Consider the following 17847-nt stretch of genomic DNA (forward strand, 5'->3'; position numbering starts at 1 on the left):
GCCCGCCCGTGACGGGTGCGTACGGGCGGAAGCAGACCACATGCGTTCATATACGGTTCGTGCAGCCGCCCCCCGGGCGACAGGGCTCGAAATCATGGGTTGTTGCGACGCCTGACTGTGCGCGCTTGCGTCGGAAAATGGCGTTCGGGGTTGGGGATCTGCCTTTGCATTTCCCGCTGGTGCGTGTTGGGCCGGAACGTTCGCTTTTTGTGGCAAAAGGCGTCGTTCACGGTGGAGGTGGGCGAAGGCTCAACGAAGGGCGCCGCAGGCGAGCCGGTTCTGAAATGTGCAGATCTCGGCCGCGACCAGGCCGCACAGCAGTCCTGGCTGTGTACGGCACGCCTCGACCACCCAAAAAAATCCTTTGGCAATGCACTGCCGCTGGGCGCAATACTGCCGCGATCACTTTAGCTGGCTTGCACCGCGCCCTGCATCCTCAACTACGCGGCCGTTGCGCCAGGGCGAGATCCTGCGGGATGCAGTTTTAGTCGGCCGCGCCAACCCGCAGTAGCCCATGATGATTTCGCACATTGTGCTTGCACGCACAACCAAATACGGTTATGATTGATCCGCATTGAGAATATTGCTTTAAAATCCGCCGTTCGCTCGGCAGTTGTACAGCGCCTTTGCGCCAGTTCCTCCATGAATGTAGTGTGCCTGTTGTCCGGCACGTTATGAATTGCAAAAACAGGTTCAGACCTGTTGATGGCTCCCGCCATCCTGGACGCATTAACGCATAATGCGTGACGATGCCAGCGATGCTGGATGTGTCACGGTATGTAGACAGTGCAGTCCGCCATGCGCCTTGTGGCGCTTTCCGCAAAACCCACAGATCAATCAGTACATCAAGTGAACGAGTGCTTCCGCTATGCGGGGCAATCGCTTCTCCTTATGCCGTGCTTTTGCGGCATTCTCAAAGCCCCTCGACGCAGCCATGCGTCAGACTTCGCCTAAAGCGCGCGCCTCGAGCCATCGTGCGCGTGCTCGCATTTCACACGGCGAAAAGTCTGCGGGCCTCACTCCCCCAACTGGCGTGACTGCTGCAATTCCCTCACCTTCGAGGGACCTCATCTTAACGTTCCCCGCCCATAAATCCGCAAGCCCCGCGCGCACCCGCCCCTGCCCCAGGGCGGCCTGCTGCACCGGTGCACTCCATCCAGAGCAACAGACACGGCATCGCGCCGTGTAGGGGTCGCGTCCGTGTGGCCTTTCGCCGCAGGGACGTGTGATTTACCCAAACACATTTTCTTGTTTGCTAACACGTTCTTAAGGAGAAGAACACCATGGGGCAGAAGTCACGTCTTTCGCACGCCTCTCGCGACTACTCCCACTATCGGGGCGGCGCTGCACGAACGATCATCAATCGCTGGCAACTGATCGAGCCGCTGCTGGTCTTCCTTGGCGAACTTGGCATCAAAGTTCCCCACATTCGCAACACGCCAATGTGGGCCATCGCGCTGTTCGTGCAGACACAACTCTGTCGTGGAGTGAAGGCGGGACATGCACGTAACATGACCACCGCCATTCGCGTTCTCCTCGACGAAGCAGGCGCCGGTATCGTGAACACTGCATGTTCCAACGATGCGCTTGGTGTACCCCGCCGCAATCGCAAAGGCGCGCGCCGTGCACAAACACACGCAGAATTCGCACAAACCATTGAACGTGCGCGCGCTATTGATGAGGGGCTTGCACACCTTCTTTGTCTGATGTTCTATCTAGGACTGCGATGCGTCGAAGCGTTGCGGAGCGCGCGCGAACTCCAAGGCTGGCTTGCCCTGGTCAGGGCGGGCGCGGACCGGCTGCCCTTTCAATACGGCGCAAAGACAAACCGTTATCGTGAGATCGAGATTATCCGCGGTCTGCGCGCGCAGACCATTCGCGCCCTCGAATCCGCGCTGGAGTATTGCCAGGCTCACAACAATAACCTGATCACTGGCGCCGACGACGACCTCCGCACCGCGCGCAGCCGGTTGCGCGACTGGCTTTACGCCGCCGGGATCCGAGGTCAGCTCTCTTCACATTCTTTGCGCTACAGCCACGCCGTCAACCTCGCGCTTGCGCACCTTGATGAGGGCGTAAGCCCCGAAACGACAGTGGACCGCGTTTCTGCTTCGCTCGGACACGGTGCGCGGGCTCAGATGATCCTCAATACCTATTTGCAGGAAATCCGGCACCTGTTCGCATCCGTTGTGATCCCCCGGCGCATTCCGCGCAAGCCAGCCAAGACGATGATGGGCCGAGATCTGCCCGGGCCGCAACGAATGATTCGCTCGAACCGTCGCATGAAATTCAGAAAGGCATAACGGCGCACCCTTGGCGAGTCAGCTGGTTCGCCAGGCTCGCCAACACCAAGAGTTGATATTTCAACCGCAGTCAAACGTATTAAGGATACCAAAATGAATGAAACTCACAAAACTAGAGTCGGTGTATGGCTGCATGAGAGAGCACGCGATGTGATCAAAGCTGAAGGATGGGACGCGCATGCCGAAAGCGTTCTGATTCCGCACTGGCAACGCTTCGCCGATTTTGTTATCGGGCGTGGCGAAACACCCGGCTCGGTGACCGACATTGGAGAGGACACGCTTGTGGAATTTTCCCGACATTGCGATGTCGACGGCGCCGTTCGTTTCGAGGAAGCTTCACTCGCGCTCGGCGTCGTCCGCCTGATTCTTCTGCGTAGCGGCTATGACCGGGAGGCGCTCGCGGCACTCAGCGCTCCGCGCCGCGCGAAGCGTGCGAAAAAGAAACGCAAGGCACCGGTCACGACGAAAACGTCCTGACCCAATTCTCCCTGGGTACCACATGCGGGGCGACAACGAGGTCGCCCTTGAGATGGCCCGGCTTGTGGCTGCCGACACGATTACTGACTCATGTTCTTTACGCACCAATCAACACCATAAGGAATGCAAATGCCTTCGATCTGCATCATCGCACGCACATCCGACAATCTCGCTCAATCCGGCACGACCGAGATTCTCCACGGCTATCGTGGCGCCGTTCTCAAGCGCCACGGCATGCTTCCGCCCAACAAGACCAGCGACACGGACGAGAGGCTCAGCCCGCCCGGCGAAATCGAAGAGCCCTATTGCGCTTTGATTTGCACTCCTGATGGAGGGTTGCTCGATGTCTCGCCGCGCGCGCTGCCCCAGCTTGCAACGTTCCTGGACGAACGCAAGAATGCGCTGGTCGAACTCGACTGCATCGTCGTGATCGTATCGCCAGACCTGGAGGCTCAGCACAACAGCGTTGCACTGCTCAACGCGATTGTGCCCGCCAGCATTGAACCCGGGAAATGTCACGTGCTGCTCGTCGACTGCCCGCGCAACACTCCAACGGAGTCAGCGTTCGCCGAGCTGTTCTCGAACCTGCACGAAAGGCAACTTGAAGGCCTGATCGTACCCACCGTGATGAATGCGTCGCGCGCATTCGAAGAAGCACAGGTACACCAGCTTTCGGTAAGCGCGCTGATGAACGGCGCCGATATTGAAGGCGAATTCCGCGCGGCACGCGAGAAAGGCGTACGCGAAAAGAGGCTTCTTGGCTTCGGCCGCCGGCTGATGGCGGCGCGCACTGTGGTCGCTGCAGCGCGTGAATTTGGGCCCGTCTACGATGCGCTGGGCCTACCTCGCATCCAAAAGACGAGCCGATAAGCATCCCGGATGCATTACCTGTATCCGAAGCGTGACTTTGATCAATCTCTGCGTGAGCGAACGGCTCACGCAGTCTGCACAGGAGCTGTGATGGGCTGGATAGGCACAAAAGAATACTTATTTGCGGAGTTGGACAGGATGAATTCCCGTGGTATGAGCGCGCCACGTAGACAAGTGATATTTCGCCTGCTGATGCGCAAATCGTCTCCGCAATGCCCTGGCCTTCGCGCAATGCGCATGCGTGAACGTCTTGGACAGCGCCGGTTTTTCTGTCCCAAGTGGCAGAAAAAATCACACGACCTCGCGCGAGAAATAGAAACATCGCGCGTGCGTCTTCATCGACGGGCAGTGACATCCCTAAATCATAAATAAATCAGGTCTACGCATTCCCTCTGCCGTACCCGCAATGCCTCGTTCCCTGTGACCAACGCATCTAGGTCGGTCCACCCAGTTATTTTCTTGAGGATGTCTTATGCTTACCACGCGACAAATGTTACTGCTTTTGAACAAGGTTGCCCGCGAAGTGCCTGGCTTCCAGTATGGACCGATGCCTGCTCGCCTTATTGCCTGCATTGCGAGCATCGCCGCCGCCATGGAACTGTATGATCCCGGGTCGGGAGAAGATTTCGATCAATATTTCCGCAGTTCAGTCGATAAGATTACCGGATCCGAATCGTATCGCCAGCTGTACGAATTCTATTCCTTTCCCGAATGGCACCGTATTACTGAATCGGGAACACAAGTCATGGAGATCGGCGAATATTTTCATACGGAGGAATGTAAGCCTGTGATTGCTGTCTGCACCTATCCCGATGAACTTGTTAGCAATCCGTCACTATCCAGGAAACTGATCAAAGCGGGCGAGAATATGACCCTTGATCACCGCCTGGTGACCGAGCTGACGCCCTTAGCGACAAAGCTGTTCGGAAGCCACGGGCGTCTTTTCGTGAAAGGAGGCATCCACTACATCAGCCCATTGCACTTTCTTCTATGCCCCGCCGGCGCCCAACGCCTTAATCCGAAGCAACTTGCCGCGGGATTTTCGGCGTTATTAGCCGATCCAGAACTGGACAAACGTTACACTGAAATTCTCAAGGAGACGAAGCAAATGTTGGCGACGAAAGACCCCAAAAAACCCGGCTTTTTCGCTCGTTGCCTTGGGTTGATTCAACGAAACTCCAGCGCTAGCGTGCGGACCACCCGTTAGCCGGAAGCGGCAATCGAGACGCCGCTTCCATAGATCTACCCTTGTGGTCAGCAGAAATATCTGCCGGCCACGAAGGGTGCTTGTGTCCCTGTAGCATCTGTCGAAAAGACCGAGTCAGACAGCAACAAGTCGCCGCACTGGGTCCGCGTCCCGCGAACTTTGTTGTCCTGATGGACAGCGGCGCTTCAACGCAGGATGACTTACTATCCTTTCACGGATTGTGGGTGCCCAGTTGGTTCTGCACGCAGGCCGTCCCGTCGCCTGCCCGCTTTATCCCTCTATGCACCATGCAGACAATCCTTGAACCTCAAACTGAAGCTTTCCCGCGGTTGTCAAAATTATCCGGAAAGGAGAATCCTCGGCCTGAAAGACTGCCTGGTCCACGACAAGGACAAGCCGCTCGTGGAATTCTATTACGCACGTTGCATGGGCAAGGAGGGTTTTGACCCGGGAGGTCAGTTCATTTCGCGCCACTACGTCGGAACGATGTTCGAGCGCCTATGACCCTGTCTTCATTTCGAGCCATTTTCGCGGCGCTGGCGCAGGTGCTCGCCGCGCCGTCTCTGACATCGTGCGCGAACAGCAACGCGTTGCCGCCCCTGCAAGGGATCGTCCGACGGCCCGACACCGATCACACCATTCCGCACGGCGACTGGAACAAACTCGGCGCCCACGAACTGCTCGTGCAGTAGACAGCCGTGGATCGCATCGCCTTCGTCGGCCGCACGACGATGCAGCCGTCCGCGACAATGCCGGACTGGAACCGCAACGCGCGCGTACCGTGGGCAAGAGATGTGATAATCGGACTGGCGGGACGCTTCAGCGAAAATGCCGCGTGCGCAGACACGGCGGCGCTGCTGCACGAATCGGCGCAACGGGTGCAACTTGCGCGGATCACCCTGCCCGTGCATGTGATCGGCAGGGCATCCCCGATGGCTCCTGGAAGCCGCCGGTCATCCGTAAAACCGCCTAGACACACAAAGGAACGTTATCGCACGCGGCGGTCTACGCGGATGTGGTTCTACGCACTGCCGGTGATGCCCTAGAGGTCCACGCGGACTTTTCTTGCAATTTCGCGGCGTTCATATAGATGCACATAACGGCCTCCTTGAGCCGCCATGATACCTATCAGTACGCGCGATATATTGCATGCATCCATGCGGATCTTCCGGCGCACGTCGAACTAACTGCATGCGTCGGACTAAAAGCCGTGCCGAACGGAAAATGTCGCGCCCGTACTGCGCGCACCAAGAACCGCGACGCGCGCCGTGCCAGAAAAAACCCAATCATCCACTGTCAACGAGAGTCTTCGCTGCGGTTGCGCACGAAGCGTAAGAGTCGGGTTTGGCAACTCGACGAGGGAGAGTTGCGGCGCCGTCGACTGACCCGGATGTAAAAAATCCGACGCTTGGTGTGGTGCCGGCTCAGGCATTGGTATCGCTTTCCCGGTGCCGAATCGAACCTCGCGCGTTACCTGTGCGCTATAGAAGCCCTCGATTTGCCCGTAAAACGGCCTTCCTTGACTTGCCTGGAATTCCATCTCATAGCGCTGCAAATAGCCTAACGGTTCCGGAATCGGCAGAACACGCTCCATGGACATAGGCTCGATGTTCGCAACCGTCATCTCTTCGGGCGAATTGATGATTGGGCCGTCCGCGAACGCATATCCGCTCAGCACAAAAAATAGTACGCCGACAATCCTTCCGTTCAGGCACGTCACAGCATTCCTCCGATGAAGGAATTGAAACGTCCCAACACTGACCGTTACTTCTGAAAAAAATCAGCTTTGCGGCTTCGCTTGCCATTCGGACATTCTAGTCGGTCCTTCGCGTTAGGCTACCCCGATTTATGCAGTGCGAGTGGCGATGCTACACCGAGCAGAACTGACCTCTCGTCGAGCTGCCATGAAAGTCGGAGCTCTTGCGAGTTGTGACCGGCTAGACAACTGTCTATTCATACAGTCGTTGCCGCCATGCCAAATTTATCCAAACCCTACGGCACGAAGCACCCCTGCCGAGAATGCAAGTATTGGGGTGGCCCCATAAATGGAACCTCACACGCCGTTTGTCTGCGAGGTTGTCGCGTTACCGTGCAGGCAGACTGCGAACGCGGTTGTGTGTTCTGGGTGCGAGCGACCGGTTCAGACGATGAAACGCCGCAAACGAAGAAGTGGTGAATGTAAGATAACGTCGATCTGCTCAATTTTTCGACGAGGCGCGCTGCTTCAAAGAGAACTACCTCGGGCTGATTGCTCAGCTCGAATATGAACGAAAGTACAGGTCGCTCGTCGATCTGGATACCACAACAGCAATCCTCTTCCAGGAGTTCCGGGCGCAACGCGATGCGTGGCTCAACTGGCCGACCCGAGTTGGTCCGATCCTGGCAGCCGATCTGGGCGTCGAGGCCGACCGAATTGTCGAGGCTCTAACCGCGCATGTCCACAAGCACACTGCCCAACTCGGCGAACCGAAGCCAATTCCTCGGAACGAGAAGGCTGACCGGCTCCGCGCGTCTGCACGCCGCGCATGGACCGCCGCCACCGCGCATCAGCGTGCGGGCATGGGCGGATACGCGTTGACTATTCAGCGTGATTGCAAGTTGAACGATCGCGTCTAAACCGCGCGCCGTCAAAGTGACGGCCACCTTCGCCGATCCTGTCGCTCAGAAAGCTCCGCAAGATCGCGAGCGCCGCTCGCTTGATTTTTGTATCGCAACCTTAACAATGAGTTAAACGACCATGCCACCGTGTAAGGTGACGCGCCATGAAACGCACGTTCACCGTGATGTTTTCGCCAAGGCTAGCGGCCCTCAGAGAATTCCCAAAACCACAGAACCCCAATATTCAAGCCGCATCGTCTGTGCAACAATCATTCACGCGTTTTGTGCATTGCTCGCTGATTGCCATGGAAACCCTCGAAGTCGAACCCCACGTGCTTGCCGGCCGTCGCGGCGTGTCATTCAACCTGTCCCGCCCAACTGGCACGGTTGAATGCATGGTCACGATCAAGGCACTGCGAGAATACTTCTGGCTTGAACCCGACGCCGATGACGTTCGCATCCTGAGAGCCTTCTGCAACGGATACGGCCGCATCCGGGCGATCGCCGAACGAAAGGTGCTTGCCCATCCGACCGCGCAGCTCGAGTTGACAGCGGGCGATTTCGGGCGACCTTGAGTGCATGATGCAAATCGTCGCCCGATGCATGTCGACCGCTCGCGGGCGAACGGCATCCTCACCGGCAATACCGCGCGCCCCAATGTCATCCTGTCCATGCCGATGATCTTCGACGACGAATCGCGCGCGGAGATGCTCTGCTATTTCGTGGTTGGTGAGCTTGTCGCCATGGCGCGCACGGGAGACTGGCTCAAGACGGATCACCTGGTCGAACTGTCTCGTATCTGGCTGCACGCCAACGGCGCGCAATTTGAATGGCAGGAACGCATCAGCATCGCACGGATAGCCGCCGAGTTCGCACCCGATGTCCTCGCAACAATCGAGCTCAGGACGGAAAAGACACTGGCGTCGCTGTTTACTGATGGCTGGCGGCTCGACTACCGTGTTCCGGTCGTCTGTGAGATTCACGACAGGTGCGCCGCGAGACTGCGACGCATGTAGACCCCGAGCGCCGTGTGCGAGGTAGTGGTCCCCTGCGAACTACCCGCTCCCGGCCGACGCGTGTCTCTGGGCAGATACCATCGGTAGTGTCGTCACATTCGCCACGGTAGGTACGGGACGTCGAGCGGACGCTCAATATTTTCGCTTGATGACAAGACGTCGGCCATGAAGCCGCCGTTGGCGCGACCATCGTTCAACGGCGGTCATGATTAGTACTGCTGATGTCGAGCACACGATCAGGTCGAACGGCAGCTTTGCGCGTCCAGAGGACAGTATTTGACCCACTCCCGTCATTCGTACCCGCCCCCTGGACGACAGCTTCCAGGATACCTGCGGTCATCGGTGCCAGCGTGCCGGCCGGCGCGTGCTCGTCCATCTCGGTTTCATTGGCCCGGTGGGAGAACCGCGCCGAGTTGTATCATCAGTCCGAGCATGTCCATGATGATGCGGGTTTCCTTAATCCTGCCGTCCTGAATGCGGTCGATGACCATGCCCCACACCCTTACCAACTGCCCCGTAGCAGGCACGCCGAGAAACTCTCCCCGGTGAGTGCCCGTCCACTCGAAGCGGGTCAGCACGCGGTCACCCTCGGTGAGCTGTTCCTCGATGTGCCAGTGCATATCCGGGAACGCGGCCCGCATCCCTCGCAGGACATCCTTGAGACCTTGGAGACCGGGACCTTGGCCGGGGAAGGGGACGTGCTCGACCATGTCATCCCAGACAAGCCGGTCGGCGGCATCGATCCGCCCCTGGTTCAGGACCTCCTCGACAAACTCGCGAACAACACCGCTGATCTCGTGCATAGAATGATGGCCTCCTGCCTGTCGGTGGAATAAATGGACCGAGCCTAGCCGGTCCCGGGTGGGCCGCAGTGTTGAGGTTTCTGCATACGGCAGACACCCGACGAATCCAATTTTAGTGGGCTCGACTGGAAGCCGCGCGGGGTAGCACGTCGAACCGCGCAAGCGTCCAGTTCTCGGACGCGGGTAGCCGTCAGCTATCCGGGCAGGAGCCGACGTTCAACCGGCTGGTCCATAGATTGGCCGAATGGCCGTAGATGGCTGCGGATTTTCGGCTCACTTGGATATAGCGCGGTTCAGCAGTTCCCCTTGCTATGCAAGCATTTACTCGAAACCCTAGCGCTACAGACATGCGAACCTGGATCGGAAGTCGCGGGCGGATGAAACACACCGCAAAACGGCTGGTGCGTTCCCCCCACAATCAGCAATTGCTAACCAATCGTGCTGTAACACTCGCAATTTTGGTCGAGCAGATCGAATACCCACGCGGCCTCACTCCGCCGACCATCCATAACGAAACTACGCCGATCCGTGAGAGATGCTGCGAAGTGCAGCGCGGACATCCTCGACGGTGATGGTCGTGTCCCCTTCCCTGCGCTGACGCAACGCCGCCGCGTACACGACTCGCTGCAAAGCGGCGTCCACCTCCGAGGCGGACATGCCTTGCATCACGCTCACCGCATACTGCATCACATAACGCGAAACAGCGAGGGTCTCTCCGGCCATCATCCGCAACTGCACGCGTACGTAGGACGCAATGGCATCACGCTCGACCCGGTCACACTCGATGCTGTCCAGCGAGTTTGCGCGATCCACCGCCGCATCTTCGACCAGCAGGTTCTTGGAGGCGACGGCCACGTTCTCTTGCGCCTTGACCCCATGCTCTATAGCCACCACGATCGTCGCCGGCGGCGACAAGATGCCATGGTCGCGACTCCCCACACGGCTCGCTGTTTCTTCCTCGCCCACGTTCACGAATTCCCGTCGCGTGTGTTTCAGAACCCCGAGATTCCTGTCAAATTGAGGGTAATCGCCACCCCAATTATTCTCACCCGAGCCGGTAGAACTGCAGCGCGCAACCCACTCAGACTGACCCTGTCCCATCAAAACCACCACGTCGAGCATAACTGCAAAGGTCGTAAGAAAAACTGCGAGAGCCGCCAACCAATCGAACGGAATGAGAATGTGCATGACGGCCATTCCCAGAGTCACTCGTGCCATCCATCGAAAGAAGCCCCAACGGCCGAATGCCGAGCGCAGCAACAAAGCGACCGCTACGCCGACCAGCAATGTGGGACCCCGTTCAGTCGACGTAAAAATAAGACCTGCTGCAAGGTCACGGGATAACCTCCATGTCCAGTCGACAAAGAGTGTGCAGCAGAGTGCCTGTGAAAATAGTACATCTAACATACGAATCGTCTTATTCATGAACATCTCCGAATGAATGCGTTAGTAGTCGCGAAGTCAGCGGAACTGGTTAATGTGGACCGCATGAACAGTGTCGACCCCAAGTTTCTCGACGCAAGTCGCCTTGACCGGGAACGTCGTCATCGAAGAATAGGAACGCCAGGTTCTCGAGGAAAATGGCAACAGGCGCGCATTGCCAGCGCGCAATCGTGCGAACAAAGATGAACACGACGAGAGAGATGAAAGGCAATTCAGTCTGAATAGACGCCGGTATAGGCGGAGGCCGCTGGGAGCTGCCGGCAACAGATGCAGCAAACGAGTAGGACAGCAGACGTGGTGCATGTACAGCGATGAGGATCCAGGCCAAAAGTTTCGGCCCCGTCCGCCAAGCGATCACGCGATCGGGAGATCAGCGTAATGGAATGATCACTGTCACGGTTACCGCAATGCAAAGTGATGGCTACGGGAAGAAGCGCGCGTGAACACGCGTGTGAACGTGCGGATGTGCCCAGCAGATCTGACGTGGCAACGTGCGCGGCGGCCTGGCAGAACGCCGTCAATTGCGGCGATCTCACCAGGATTTCCTCCGACACGTTGTTTACGAGGCCGAGCTGTATCTGCAGTCCAATGTCGATTCGCCATCGGATCAGGGCAAACCGAGAACATGGCGAAGGAGCGGCAGTCTAGCCCCTCCGCTGTTTCGAAAGGCGCTTCTGAGACCTCAACGGATGCGGGTGCCGCGCGTCCGGTACCGCGCCTCCGATCTTTGTGTACCGCGCAGCGCGGCGATGGACAAGAAAATCATAACGGTCGCCAGAGCGGTCAATTGCCACTCGGGCCAGTGGCCAAGCCATCGATCAAAGAACGAATCAAGCCCGACATCCCTCCAGAACATCGCGAGAGTTATCGCGAGCGTCGCAAGTGTGAGCAGAACAAGAGCCAGCGCACGCACGAAACGTATGAGTACAGTGAGGTCGTCGCCCTCAGTGAATTGCGGCATGCAGGATCTCCTTTGCCTTTTCAGATGATGGGTTTGTGTCTAGCCTTGCGTGACAGGCCGCAAGGGGACGCGAGGTTCATACGTCGCCCGATCGCACTACTGCCGGGCGTTCCGACAGGCGAATACGCTGGCGACCGCGAGATCGACGTCTGCTGCGCGGATTTCGCTGACGCTTTCGCGCAGCGCACGCACGGCGGCGGCGTCGATTGTCTTCTGGAGGACAGCATCAGCGTCTGCTATCGACTGTCCGGTGAGGAGCACATTCAGGCGTCCGCGCGTACCTGGCATGATCACGTAATTGCGGCCAGCCAGTTGCTTGAGCCTGGTTCTGACATATTGCGTCATGTCCTCTTCGACGGGTACGTCGAACATGATCGTCTCCTCGAACCGTCCTCCACGTGCGAGCGCCGGATCGATCTGGTCATAATGATTAGTCGCGAGAATGTAGACGACATCGCGCACCCGGCCCTCCGCACCGTCCAGCGTGGTAAGTATCTTGTTGGTAAGCGCGGCAACAGCCGAATGCCGCCGGTCGCGACTCAGGTCCTCCCCTTCGTCCAGTAGGACCACGGTCGGACGGATATCCCGCGCTTCACGCACCAGTCTGTCCCACGAATCGGGCTGGGCAATGATCTGCGCGCCCGTCGTTGCGAGAAACGCGTAACCGCTTTCTTTCGCGAGTGACATGGCCGCCTGGGTCTTGCCGGTTCCAGGAGGGCCGGCAAACACGAGTCCTGTTGGAATGCGGCCACCGATCTTCTCGAGGTTGAACACATTCTTCATCCTGAAGGCGAGGTCGCGTAGCGCGTCTCGTGACTGCGCGGGCATGATAATCTCGCTTATCGGTTTCACCCCCTCCGGCAGCTTGCCCTTGCGCCCCTGCAAGAGCCGCATGGCCTGCATGGCAACATCGAATGTCACGCGCCCCCTTCCGGACACACCCTCGTCGCGCATTTCCCGGAGCTGCCCTCCCAGCGAATCGAGGCGGCTCGCGCTGAAGCCTTCCCAGCGTTGCGCAAGGCTCGCTACCGTCTCCGCGTCAACACTCCCCCTGCCCAGCGCTGTATAGATACTCTTGTCGAGAATCGCCTTGCGCGCCTCGAAGTCGGGCGGCGGCACTTCGATCTTGTAGTCAAAGCGGCCTTCGCGGATCGCCGCCTGATCCACGAGGCTGCTGTCGATGAAGTTGCTGGCAGCCACCAGTACGACGGATGTGCCGCGCAGTGCCACAATCTCGGACAGCACCACGTTGACATTGTCCCGGTCCATCGAGTGCGTCTGTCCGCTATCTCTGGCCTTGATCAGCGAATCGAATTCGTCGAAAAACAGCACGCAACCGGGCATGCGCCGCGCCTGTTCAAAAACCGCCCTGATTTTTTGCGGCGTCTCGTTGATCCACTTCGATGCCACGTCTGCGTATGAGACCATCAGGAATGCTGCATTGAGCTCACCCGCCAGCGCTTCAGCGAACAGTGTCTTGCCGTTGCCTGGCTCACCAAAAAGCAGCATGCCGTTGCGCGACCGGTTCGGGGACTTACGCAATGCCTTGCCCGTGTATCCATCCTGAGATGCCAGGATTTCCTTCGCTGCTGCCAGTAGCCGCTTCTTGGTATCCGCCATGCCGACGATATCGCTGAAGTTATATCGCGCACGCTGTACCAGATGACTGTAGCTGTAATCCGTCTGCCCGTGCTGCGTCTCTGGGGCAGGGCTGCCTGACTGCTGAACGCTCGCCTGCACAGGACGCATCTGCGATTGACTCACACGCCTCTTCTGCCGTTTTCGTTCGAATGCCATGAGTAGCAGCCCCACGCACCAGACAAGTACCGCATATAGGCTATATGCATTGCCGGCAATGAGCAGGCGCATCATTCCGAGAGTCAGCACCGCAAAGGCAACCTGCGTCCAGACCCAGCGCCTGGCGCTCACGAAAACGATCGCCGAGGCAGCGACGACGGTCCATACCATAAACTTGAAGCCGTTCGCACCCACCGGGTGGTAGTAGCCGCATACTGAGGCAAGCATCATCGCCCCCCAGTAGACTGGCAGCCCCAGGCAAAGTGTTTGCACGAAAACAACCACGAACCCGATCATGTTCGCTCCTTGACTATTGTTTTTACGGGATACCTTTTGTGCCCCGGCTGTTGCAGGCGGGTTTCACAAAGCGATTGTCTGATGCACTTTCATCAACGCAAGTCGGCATTGAATTGCCAGACGTGCGACGCGCAGTGATGCTTCATCCGGGGAACAGGTTATTGATCGGCAACGCAGGCTGCGACGCAAGAGCGTGTTCCTGCCATTGCACTTCGTGCAACCTGGTCGGCCTTGGGAAAGGAAAGCGAGGGTTCGTACGAGGACAAATGCCTGATTCCACGCAAGGCGCCTTTACGCGCTGATGCGTGCACGACTTGAATTCGCTCGGTGCGTTGAGGTCCCGCGGGGGGCCAGGTAGCGTATTCAATCTAACCGCCGAGGCCGTAAGCATTTACGCTTGGTCGACGACCTGGAAAATAAAAATGTGCGGTATCGCGTGTTTCGCCAGCGAGGCCTGGCGTTACATCCCGGTTCTTGACTGGCAAAATCCCGGCGCCAGTGATTTCCCTGGAAATGTGCGCAGACAAGTCCCGACGACACGCGAACCCACGAGGAGCACCCGCAACGCGTATCAACGACGGCCGTCGATTAACGCGCCCGCCGTTACTGCTCCAGGCCGTTCAACGCTCGCAGACCGGCGTTGAGTGCATACGTGGCGTGGCTATGACATCGCGGACGGTCAGCTCTGCGGCAATCGCGGAGGTCGCAAAGTGCAGCGCGAGCGGCCAATGTCGCCGGAGTAAACATACCTCCAGGGGGATTTTCGTTTGATACGTGCGATGTTCGACGGTCTGAAAGTCGCCCGGGCAGCATCGTCGATGCATGCCCGGGGTTCAGTCATCGCATGCGAAGCGTCCATTCCGTGATGCCCCGACGCCGAACAAGGCCGTGCATACCGCGATGACGGAACTGCGGCGCACGCACAGGGATGTGACGTTCGACAGGCTGGCGCCTTTGTCTGTGCCTTGTCAGTTCCCGAAGCGCCTCACGCAAATCGCGGCGCTTCCACGCGAGAGGGCGCGTAACCCGGTCCCGCAAGCGACGCCTGAAGTGTTCGAGTGCTGCTAGAGGAACTTCCGTGGGAATCAGGAGTTTCGCGTTTCCGTTACTAAGGCATACGATCTCGCGATGGTTGGCGACGAAGCGACTGGATTTCATGTGCGGCCTTTTGTGAATGACGCCAGAAACGGTGGAAGAGAACAGAGCGCCCGCTTCTTTCGACAACTTTTTCTCGACGCGTCGCCCGTGATTTTTTGCGATATGGCTCCGTTACAAAACGCGCCAGCTTGCGTAGATTCAACCAACACGCACGCCGACCGGGCCTGTGATATGCGTGGAATAAACGGCACTGAATCTCGGCGAGGACTGCACCGTCGGGTTCGGCAAAATCGTCAGTGCGGGTAATGGCAATGCTACGTCGGCCAGGGCACGCCGGAAATTTGAGGGCTTCATGAAAGATCCAGGAGGTGATTGCGTGGGTGTGTGAAGACCTGCAACCCGCACTGATGTGATCCTGGTCAATTGCAATGGGGCAACTACCTTCAATCACACAGTGCGCGATCTGGCCCGCACGCTCGCCGCATGAACTTGATGATGCGACCAGCCCGATCTTTTCACGGGTTCTTGCCGACGCAAATCGTCCGTCAGGCGTTCAGATGAAATGTTCGCAGTCACCTGGTGAGCCAAGCCGTTGACCCCAATCTCCGACCAAGCTCGGCGACCGGCAGCCCCTCTCTGCACGCGGTCCCTCCGCCGACGGACGCTTCGCTGTGCCTGATGCAACCCTGCGGTATCAATGATTTGATCGTCTGGAAGCGCATACCGAACCTCTATCCGGCTGGCGGCAACCGGCGTTACTGTGCGGTCGATGCGAACGGGGAAACCGTACCCGCGCGCGCTCCCCAGCCTCCTCGTGATCCTGCACCGGAGGGGCGTTCATCCGCCCATCGTGGCACTCATCACACCTGGACCTGGACGCAGAGCACTCGTCAGCTCAAAACCGATACGATTGCCTCCCAACGTGCCAAAGGCAAACCAACTTTTGGGGGGAGTCAAATCCTTGCGACCTACCGAGTTCCAGCGCAGCATGAATCTCGATAGGTCCGTTGCCTGCGCTGCCGCGATGGTAGCGGTCTGAAGAGACCCTTCATCGACGACCCCGCAGGTGGCCTGCGTGGCAGTCAGGCAAGCGATCCCCGTGTGTCATTGCGGGCCACGAATTGTGCGTCCTCTGAGGGACCTAAAGCGACTGCGTATCCTTCCATAGGATCACATACCGATCCATTCACTATCCCATTCAGCGTGAACCTGTCGCCTCTTCTATAGCATGGTTGGCCGCATCTTCTGAGCACATGGCCTCTTCCGCTCGATGCCTATCCGGCATCAACCGCAACCCGTGTGTCCTCCAATCGGAACACGGCCACCGCCTCGCGCAGCACGACGGCCTGTGCTTCGAGCGTCTTCGCAGCCGCCGCGGCCTGCTCGACGAGCGCCGCGTTCTGCTGCGTGACTTCGTCGATCTGGCCAATCGCCTTGTTGATCTGCTCGATGCCGTCGCTCTGCTCGTGCGCGGCGCCTTCGATCTCCGTCATGATGCCCGTCACGCGCTGCACGGAGTTCATCGCCTCTTCCATCGTCTTGCGCGCGTCGGCGACGAGCGTCGCGCCCTGCGCGACCTGCGCCGTCGAATCGCCGATCAGTTCGCGGATTTCCTTCGCCGCCGAGCCCGAGCGCTGCGCGAGCGCTCGCACTTCGGAAGCGACGACGGCAAAGCCGCGCCCCTGCTCGCCCGCACGCGCCGCCTCGACGGCCGCGTTCAGCGCGAGGATGTTGGTTTGAAACGCGATGCCTTCGATGATGCCGATGATCTCCCCGACCTTGCGCGACGACGCGGTGATGCCGTCCATCGTCTGCGTCACGCGCGCAACCACGTCGCTGCCGCGCACGACCGTGTCGAGCGCGCCCTGCGCGAGGCGGCTCGCGAGCTTCGCGTTGTCGGTGTTCTGCTTGACGGTCGCCGACAGCTCTTCCATGCTCGCCGCCGTCTCCTGAAGCGCGGCTGCCTGCTGTTCGGTACGGCTCGACAGATCCGCGTTGCCAGCGGCGATTTCGTTGGCGCCGAGCGTGATCGAATGGGTGCTGCCGCGCACTTTCGACACCGTGTCGACAAGGCCGTCGCGCATCTGCGAGAGCGCCTGCAGCAACTGGCCCATCTCGTTGCGCGAGCGCACCTTGACGGAGGTCGTCAGGTCGCCTTCGGCCATGCTGCGAAAGTGGCGAATGGTCTGGTTCACCGGCTTCACGACGGCAGACGACAGGCCCGCGCGCGCCAGCGCGCCGACCACGACGGCAGCCAGGCCGATCGCGATGAACAGACCCGTCGAGAGTTTGAAGCGCTGGCTCAGCTGGCTGGCCTCGCGCTGCCGGTTGTCGGCCTGCGCGTGCTTGAGCGCGTCGATCGCTTTCGCGTAGACACCGTAGAAGCGGTCCGCCGTTTCGCCCTGGATCGTGCGGAACGTGTTGAAGTCGTTGTCGACGAGCGCCTTGTGCTCCGGCTCGATCGCCTGGTTGACGAGTGCGGCGCGCGCCTGCGCAACGGTTTGCGCGAGCTTGCCCTCTTCATCGCTGCCGAACGGCCCCGCCATGTAGACGCGGAAATCCTCGCTCGACGACTCCAGCAGCTTGTGCGCGGCGGCGAGCAGCCCGTCCGTGTCCTTGCCGACGCTGAAGAGCGTCTCGTAACTGCCGAGCGACAGACGCACCTGCAGGAGTTTTTCCGAGCTCGACGTCAGCGCGTTCATCGCCGCCGATGACTGCTGCACGTTCTGCAGGCCATCGTTGGTGAATTTCAGCGCGCCCCAACCGACGCCGATCACGATCAGGAGAAAGGCCGCGAAAATGCCGATGACGAGCGTCAGTCCTTGCCGGATGGTGATGTTCTTGAGCATGAGTGTCAGTGACGTGCAGTCGGCCAGCCGGGATGGCAGCCCCATCGATGGCTATCGGCAAGACGGGACGGACTCCGAATAGGGAGAATCCATGACGTAGCATGTGGGATGACGCACTCTGAGCCCAC

General features: G+C 59.0%; 15 protein-coding genes. 9 read left to right on the forward strand and 6 right to left on the reverse strand.

Annotated elements, in window-relative coordinates; translation table 11 throughout:
• Window positions 1-1283 precede the first annotated feature (1283 nt).
• The 7 genes from C2L65_RS11960 (at window position 1284) to C2L65_RS45455 (ending at window position 5903) form a co-directional block, all read left to right on the forward strand.
• Complete coding sequence (locus tag C2L65_RS11960) at window positions 1284-2303, forward strand: integrase domain-containing protein (RefSeq protein WP_052426871.1); 1020 nt, start codon at window positions 1284-1286, stop codon at window positions 2301-2303.
• A gap of 93 nt (window positions 2304-2396) precedes the next feature.
• Window positions 2397-2780: a hypothetical protein gene (locus C2L65_RS11965; RefSeq protein WP_156132290.1), complete on the forward strand. Its 384-nt coding sequence runs from the start codon at window positions 2397-2399 to the stop codon at window positions 2778-2780.
• A gap of 129 nt (window positions 2781-2909) precedes the next feature.
• Complete coding sequence (locus C2L65_RS11970; RefSeq protein WP_156132289.1) at window positions 2910-3650, forward strand: hypothetical protein; 741 nt, start codon at window positions 2910-2912, stop codon at window positions 3648-3650.
• Between the two features lie 472 nt (window positions 3651-4122).
• Complete coding sequence (locus C2L65_RS11975; RefSeq protein WP_042307475.1) at window positions 4123-4857, forward strand: hypothetical protein; 735 nt, start codon at window positions 4123-4125, stop codon at window positions 4855-4857.
• 300 nt (window positions 4858-5157) lie between these two features.
• Window positions 5158-5361, forward strand: a complete 204-nt coding sequence (locus C2L65_RS11980) for a hypothetical protein (RefSeq protein WP_042307473.1) — start codon at window positions 5158-5160, stop codon at window positions 5359-5361.
• Window positions 5358-5549 (forward strand): hypothetical protein, encoded by a 192-nt coding sequence (locus tag C2L65_RS11985; RefSeq protein ID WP_052426870.1) that lies wholly within the window; start codon window positions 5358-5360, stop codon window positions 5547-5549. The genes C2L65_RS11980 and C2L65_RS11985 overlap by 4 nt, the downstream gene beginning before the upstream one ends.
• Window positions 5550-5555: 6 nt before the next feature.
• The gene (locus C2L65_RS45455) at window positions 5556-5903 is read left to right on the forward strand and encodes a hypothetical protein (protein WP_156132288.1); all 348 of its coding nucleotides are present in this window, start codon (window positions 5556-5558) and stop codon (window positions 5901-5903) included.
• 155 nt (window positions 5904-6058) lie between these two features.
• Here the strand turns inward: C2L65_RS45455 and C2L65_RS11990 are convergent, their stop codons facing one another.
• On the reverse strand, window positions 6059-6577 hold the full coding sequence (locus tag C2L65_RS11990; RefSeq protein WP_042307471.1) for a hypothetical protein: 519 nt from the start codon (window positions 6575-6577) through the stop codon (window positions 6059-6061).
• Between the two features lie 1042 nt (window positions 6578-7619).
• Here C2L65_RS11990 and C2L65_RS12000 point away from each other — a divergent pair.
• Together C2L65_RS12000 and C2L65_RS12005 are read left to right on the forward strand one after the other, a co-directional pair.
• Complete coding sequence (locus C2L65_RS12000; protein ID WP_427910142.1) at window positions 7620-8030, forward strand: DUF1488 family protein; 411 nt, start codon at window positions 7620-7622, stop codon at window positions 8028-8030.
• 24 nt (window positions 8031-8054) lie between these two features.
• Window positions 8055-8471: a hypothetical protein gene (locus tag C2L65_RS12005; protein WP_052426869.1), complete on the forward strand. Its 417-nt coding sequence runs from the start codon at window positions 8055-8057 to the stop codon at window positions 8469-8471.
• A gap of 383 nt (window positions 8472-8854) precedes the next feature.
• Here C2L65_RS12005 and C2L65_RS12010 read toward each other — a convergent pair whose 3' ends face one another.
• The 5 genes from C2L65_RS12010 to C2L65_RS12035 all read right to left on the reverse strand — a co-directional run bounded on the left by C2L65_RS12010 (window position 8855) and on the right by C2L65_RS12035 (window position 17719).
• Entirely contained in the window at window positions 8855-9274 is a 420-nt protein-coding gene (locus C2L65_RS12010) for an ester cyclase (protein WP_042307469.1), read from the reverse strand.
• Window positions 9275-9790: 516 nt separating this feature from the next.
• On the reverse strand, window positions 9791-10699 hold the full coding sequence (locus C2L65_RS12015; protein WP_156132287.1) for a hypothetical protein: 909 nt from the start codon (window positions 10697-10699) through the stop codon (window positions 9791-9793).
• A gap of 700 nt (window positions 10700-11399) precedes the next feature.
• Window positions 11400-11678 (reverse strand): hypothetical protein, encoded by a 279-nt coding sequence (locus C2L65_RS12020; protein WP_042307465.1) that lies wholly within the window; start codon window positions 11676-11678, stop codon window positions 11400-11402.
• 96 nt (window positions 11679-11774) lie between these two features.
• On the reverse strand, window positions 11775-13772 hold the full coding sequence (locus C2L65_RS12025) for an AAA family ATPase (protein ID WP_081920892.1): 1998 nt from the start codon (window positions 13770-13772) through the stop codon (window positions 11775-11777).
• Between the two features lie 2372 nt (window positions 13773-16144).
• On the reverse strand, window positions 16145-17719 hold the full coding sequence (locus C2L65_RS12035) for a methyl-accepting chemotaxis protein (protein ID WP_042307460.1): 1575 nt from the start codon (window positions 17717-17719) through the stop codon (window positions 16145-16147).
• Window positions 17720-17847: the final 128 nt, after the last annotated feature.

It is taken from the genome of Paraburkholderia terrae (genome assembly GCF_002902925.1).
Lineage (GTDB): Bacteria > Pseudomonadota > Gammaproteobacteria > Burkholderiales > Burkholderiaceae > Paraburkholderia > Paraburkholderia terrae.

What these genes read in the sequence shown, in the direction of transcription:
- C2L65_RS11965 (WP_156132290.1), top strand. Translation starts at nt 2,397, where the DNA reads ATGAATGAAACTCACAAAACTAGAGTCGGTGTATGGCTGCATGAGAGA.
- C2L65_RS12000 (WP_427910142.1), top strand. Translation starts at nt 7,620, where the DNA reads ATGAAACGCACGTTCACCGTGATGTTTTCGCCAAGGCTAGCGGCCCTC.
- C2L65_RS11960 (WP_052426871.1), top strand. Translation starts at nt 1,284, where the DNA reads ATGGGGCAGAAGTCACGTCTTTCGCACGCCTCTCGCGACTACTCCCAC.
- C2L65_RS12020 (WP_042307465.1), bottom strand. Translation starts at nt 11,678, where the DNA reads ATGCCGCAATTCACTGAGGGCGACGACCTCACTGTACTCATACGTTTC.
- C2L65_RS12010 (WP_042307469.1), bottom strand. Translation starts at nt 9,274, where the DNA reads ATGCACGAGATCAGCGGTGTTGTTCGCGAGTTTGTCGAGGAGGTCCTG.
- C2L65_RS12025 (WP_081920892.1), bottom strand. Translation starts at nt 13,772, where the DNA reads ATGATCGGGTTCGTGGTTGTTTTCGTGCAAACACTTTGCCTGGGGCTG.
- C2L65_RS12035 (WP_042307460.1), bottom strand. Translation starts at nt 17,719, where the DNA reads ATGCTCAAGAACATCACCATCCGGCAAGGACTGACGCTCGTCATCGGC.
- C2L65_RS11975 (WP_042307475.1), top strand. Translation starts at nt 4,123, where the DNA reads ATGCTTACCACGCGACAAATGTTACTGCTTTTGAACAAGGTTGCCCGC.
- C2L65_RS11985 (WP_052426870.1), top strand. Translation starts at nt 5,358, where the DNA reads ATGACCCTGTCTTCATTTCGAGCCATTTTCGCGGCGCTGGCGCAGGTG.
- C2L65_RS11970 (WP_156132289.1), top strand. Translation starts at nt 2,910, where the DNA reads ATGCCTTCGATCTGCATCATCGCACGCACATCCGACAATCTCGCTCAA.
- C2L65_RS12015 (WP_156132287.1), bottom strand. Translation starts at nt 10,699, where the DNA reads ATGAATAAGACGATTCGTATGTTAGATGTACTATTTTCACAGGCACTC.
- C2L65_RS12005 (WP_052426869.1), top strand. Translation starts at nt 8,055, where the DNA reads ATGCATGTCGACCGCTCGCGGGCGAACGGCATCCTCACCGGCAATACC.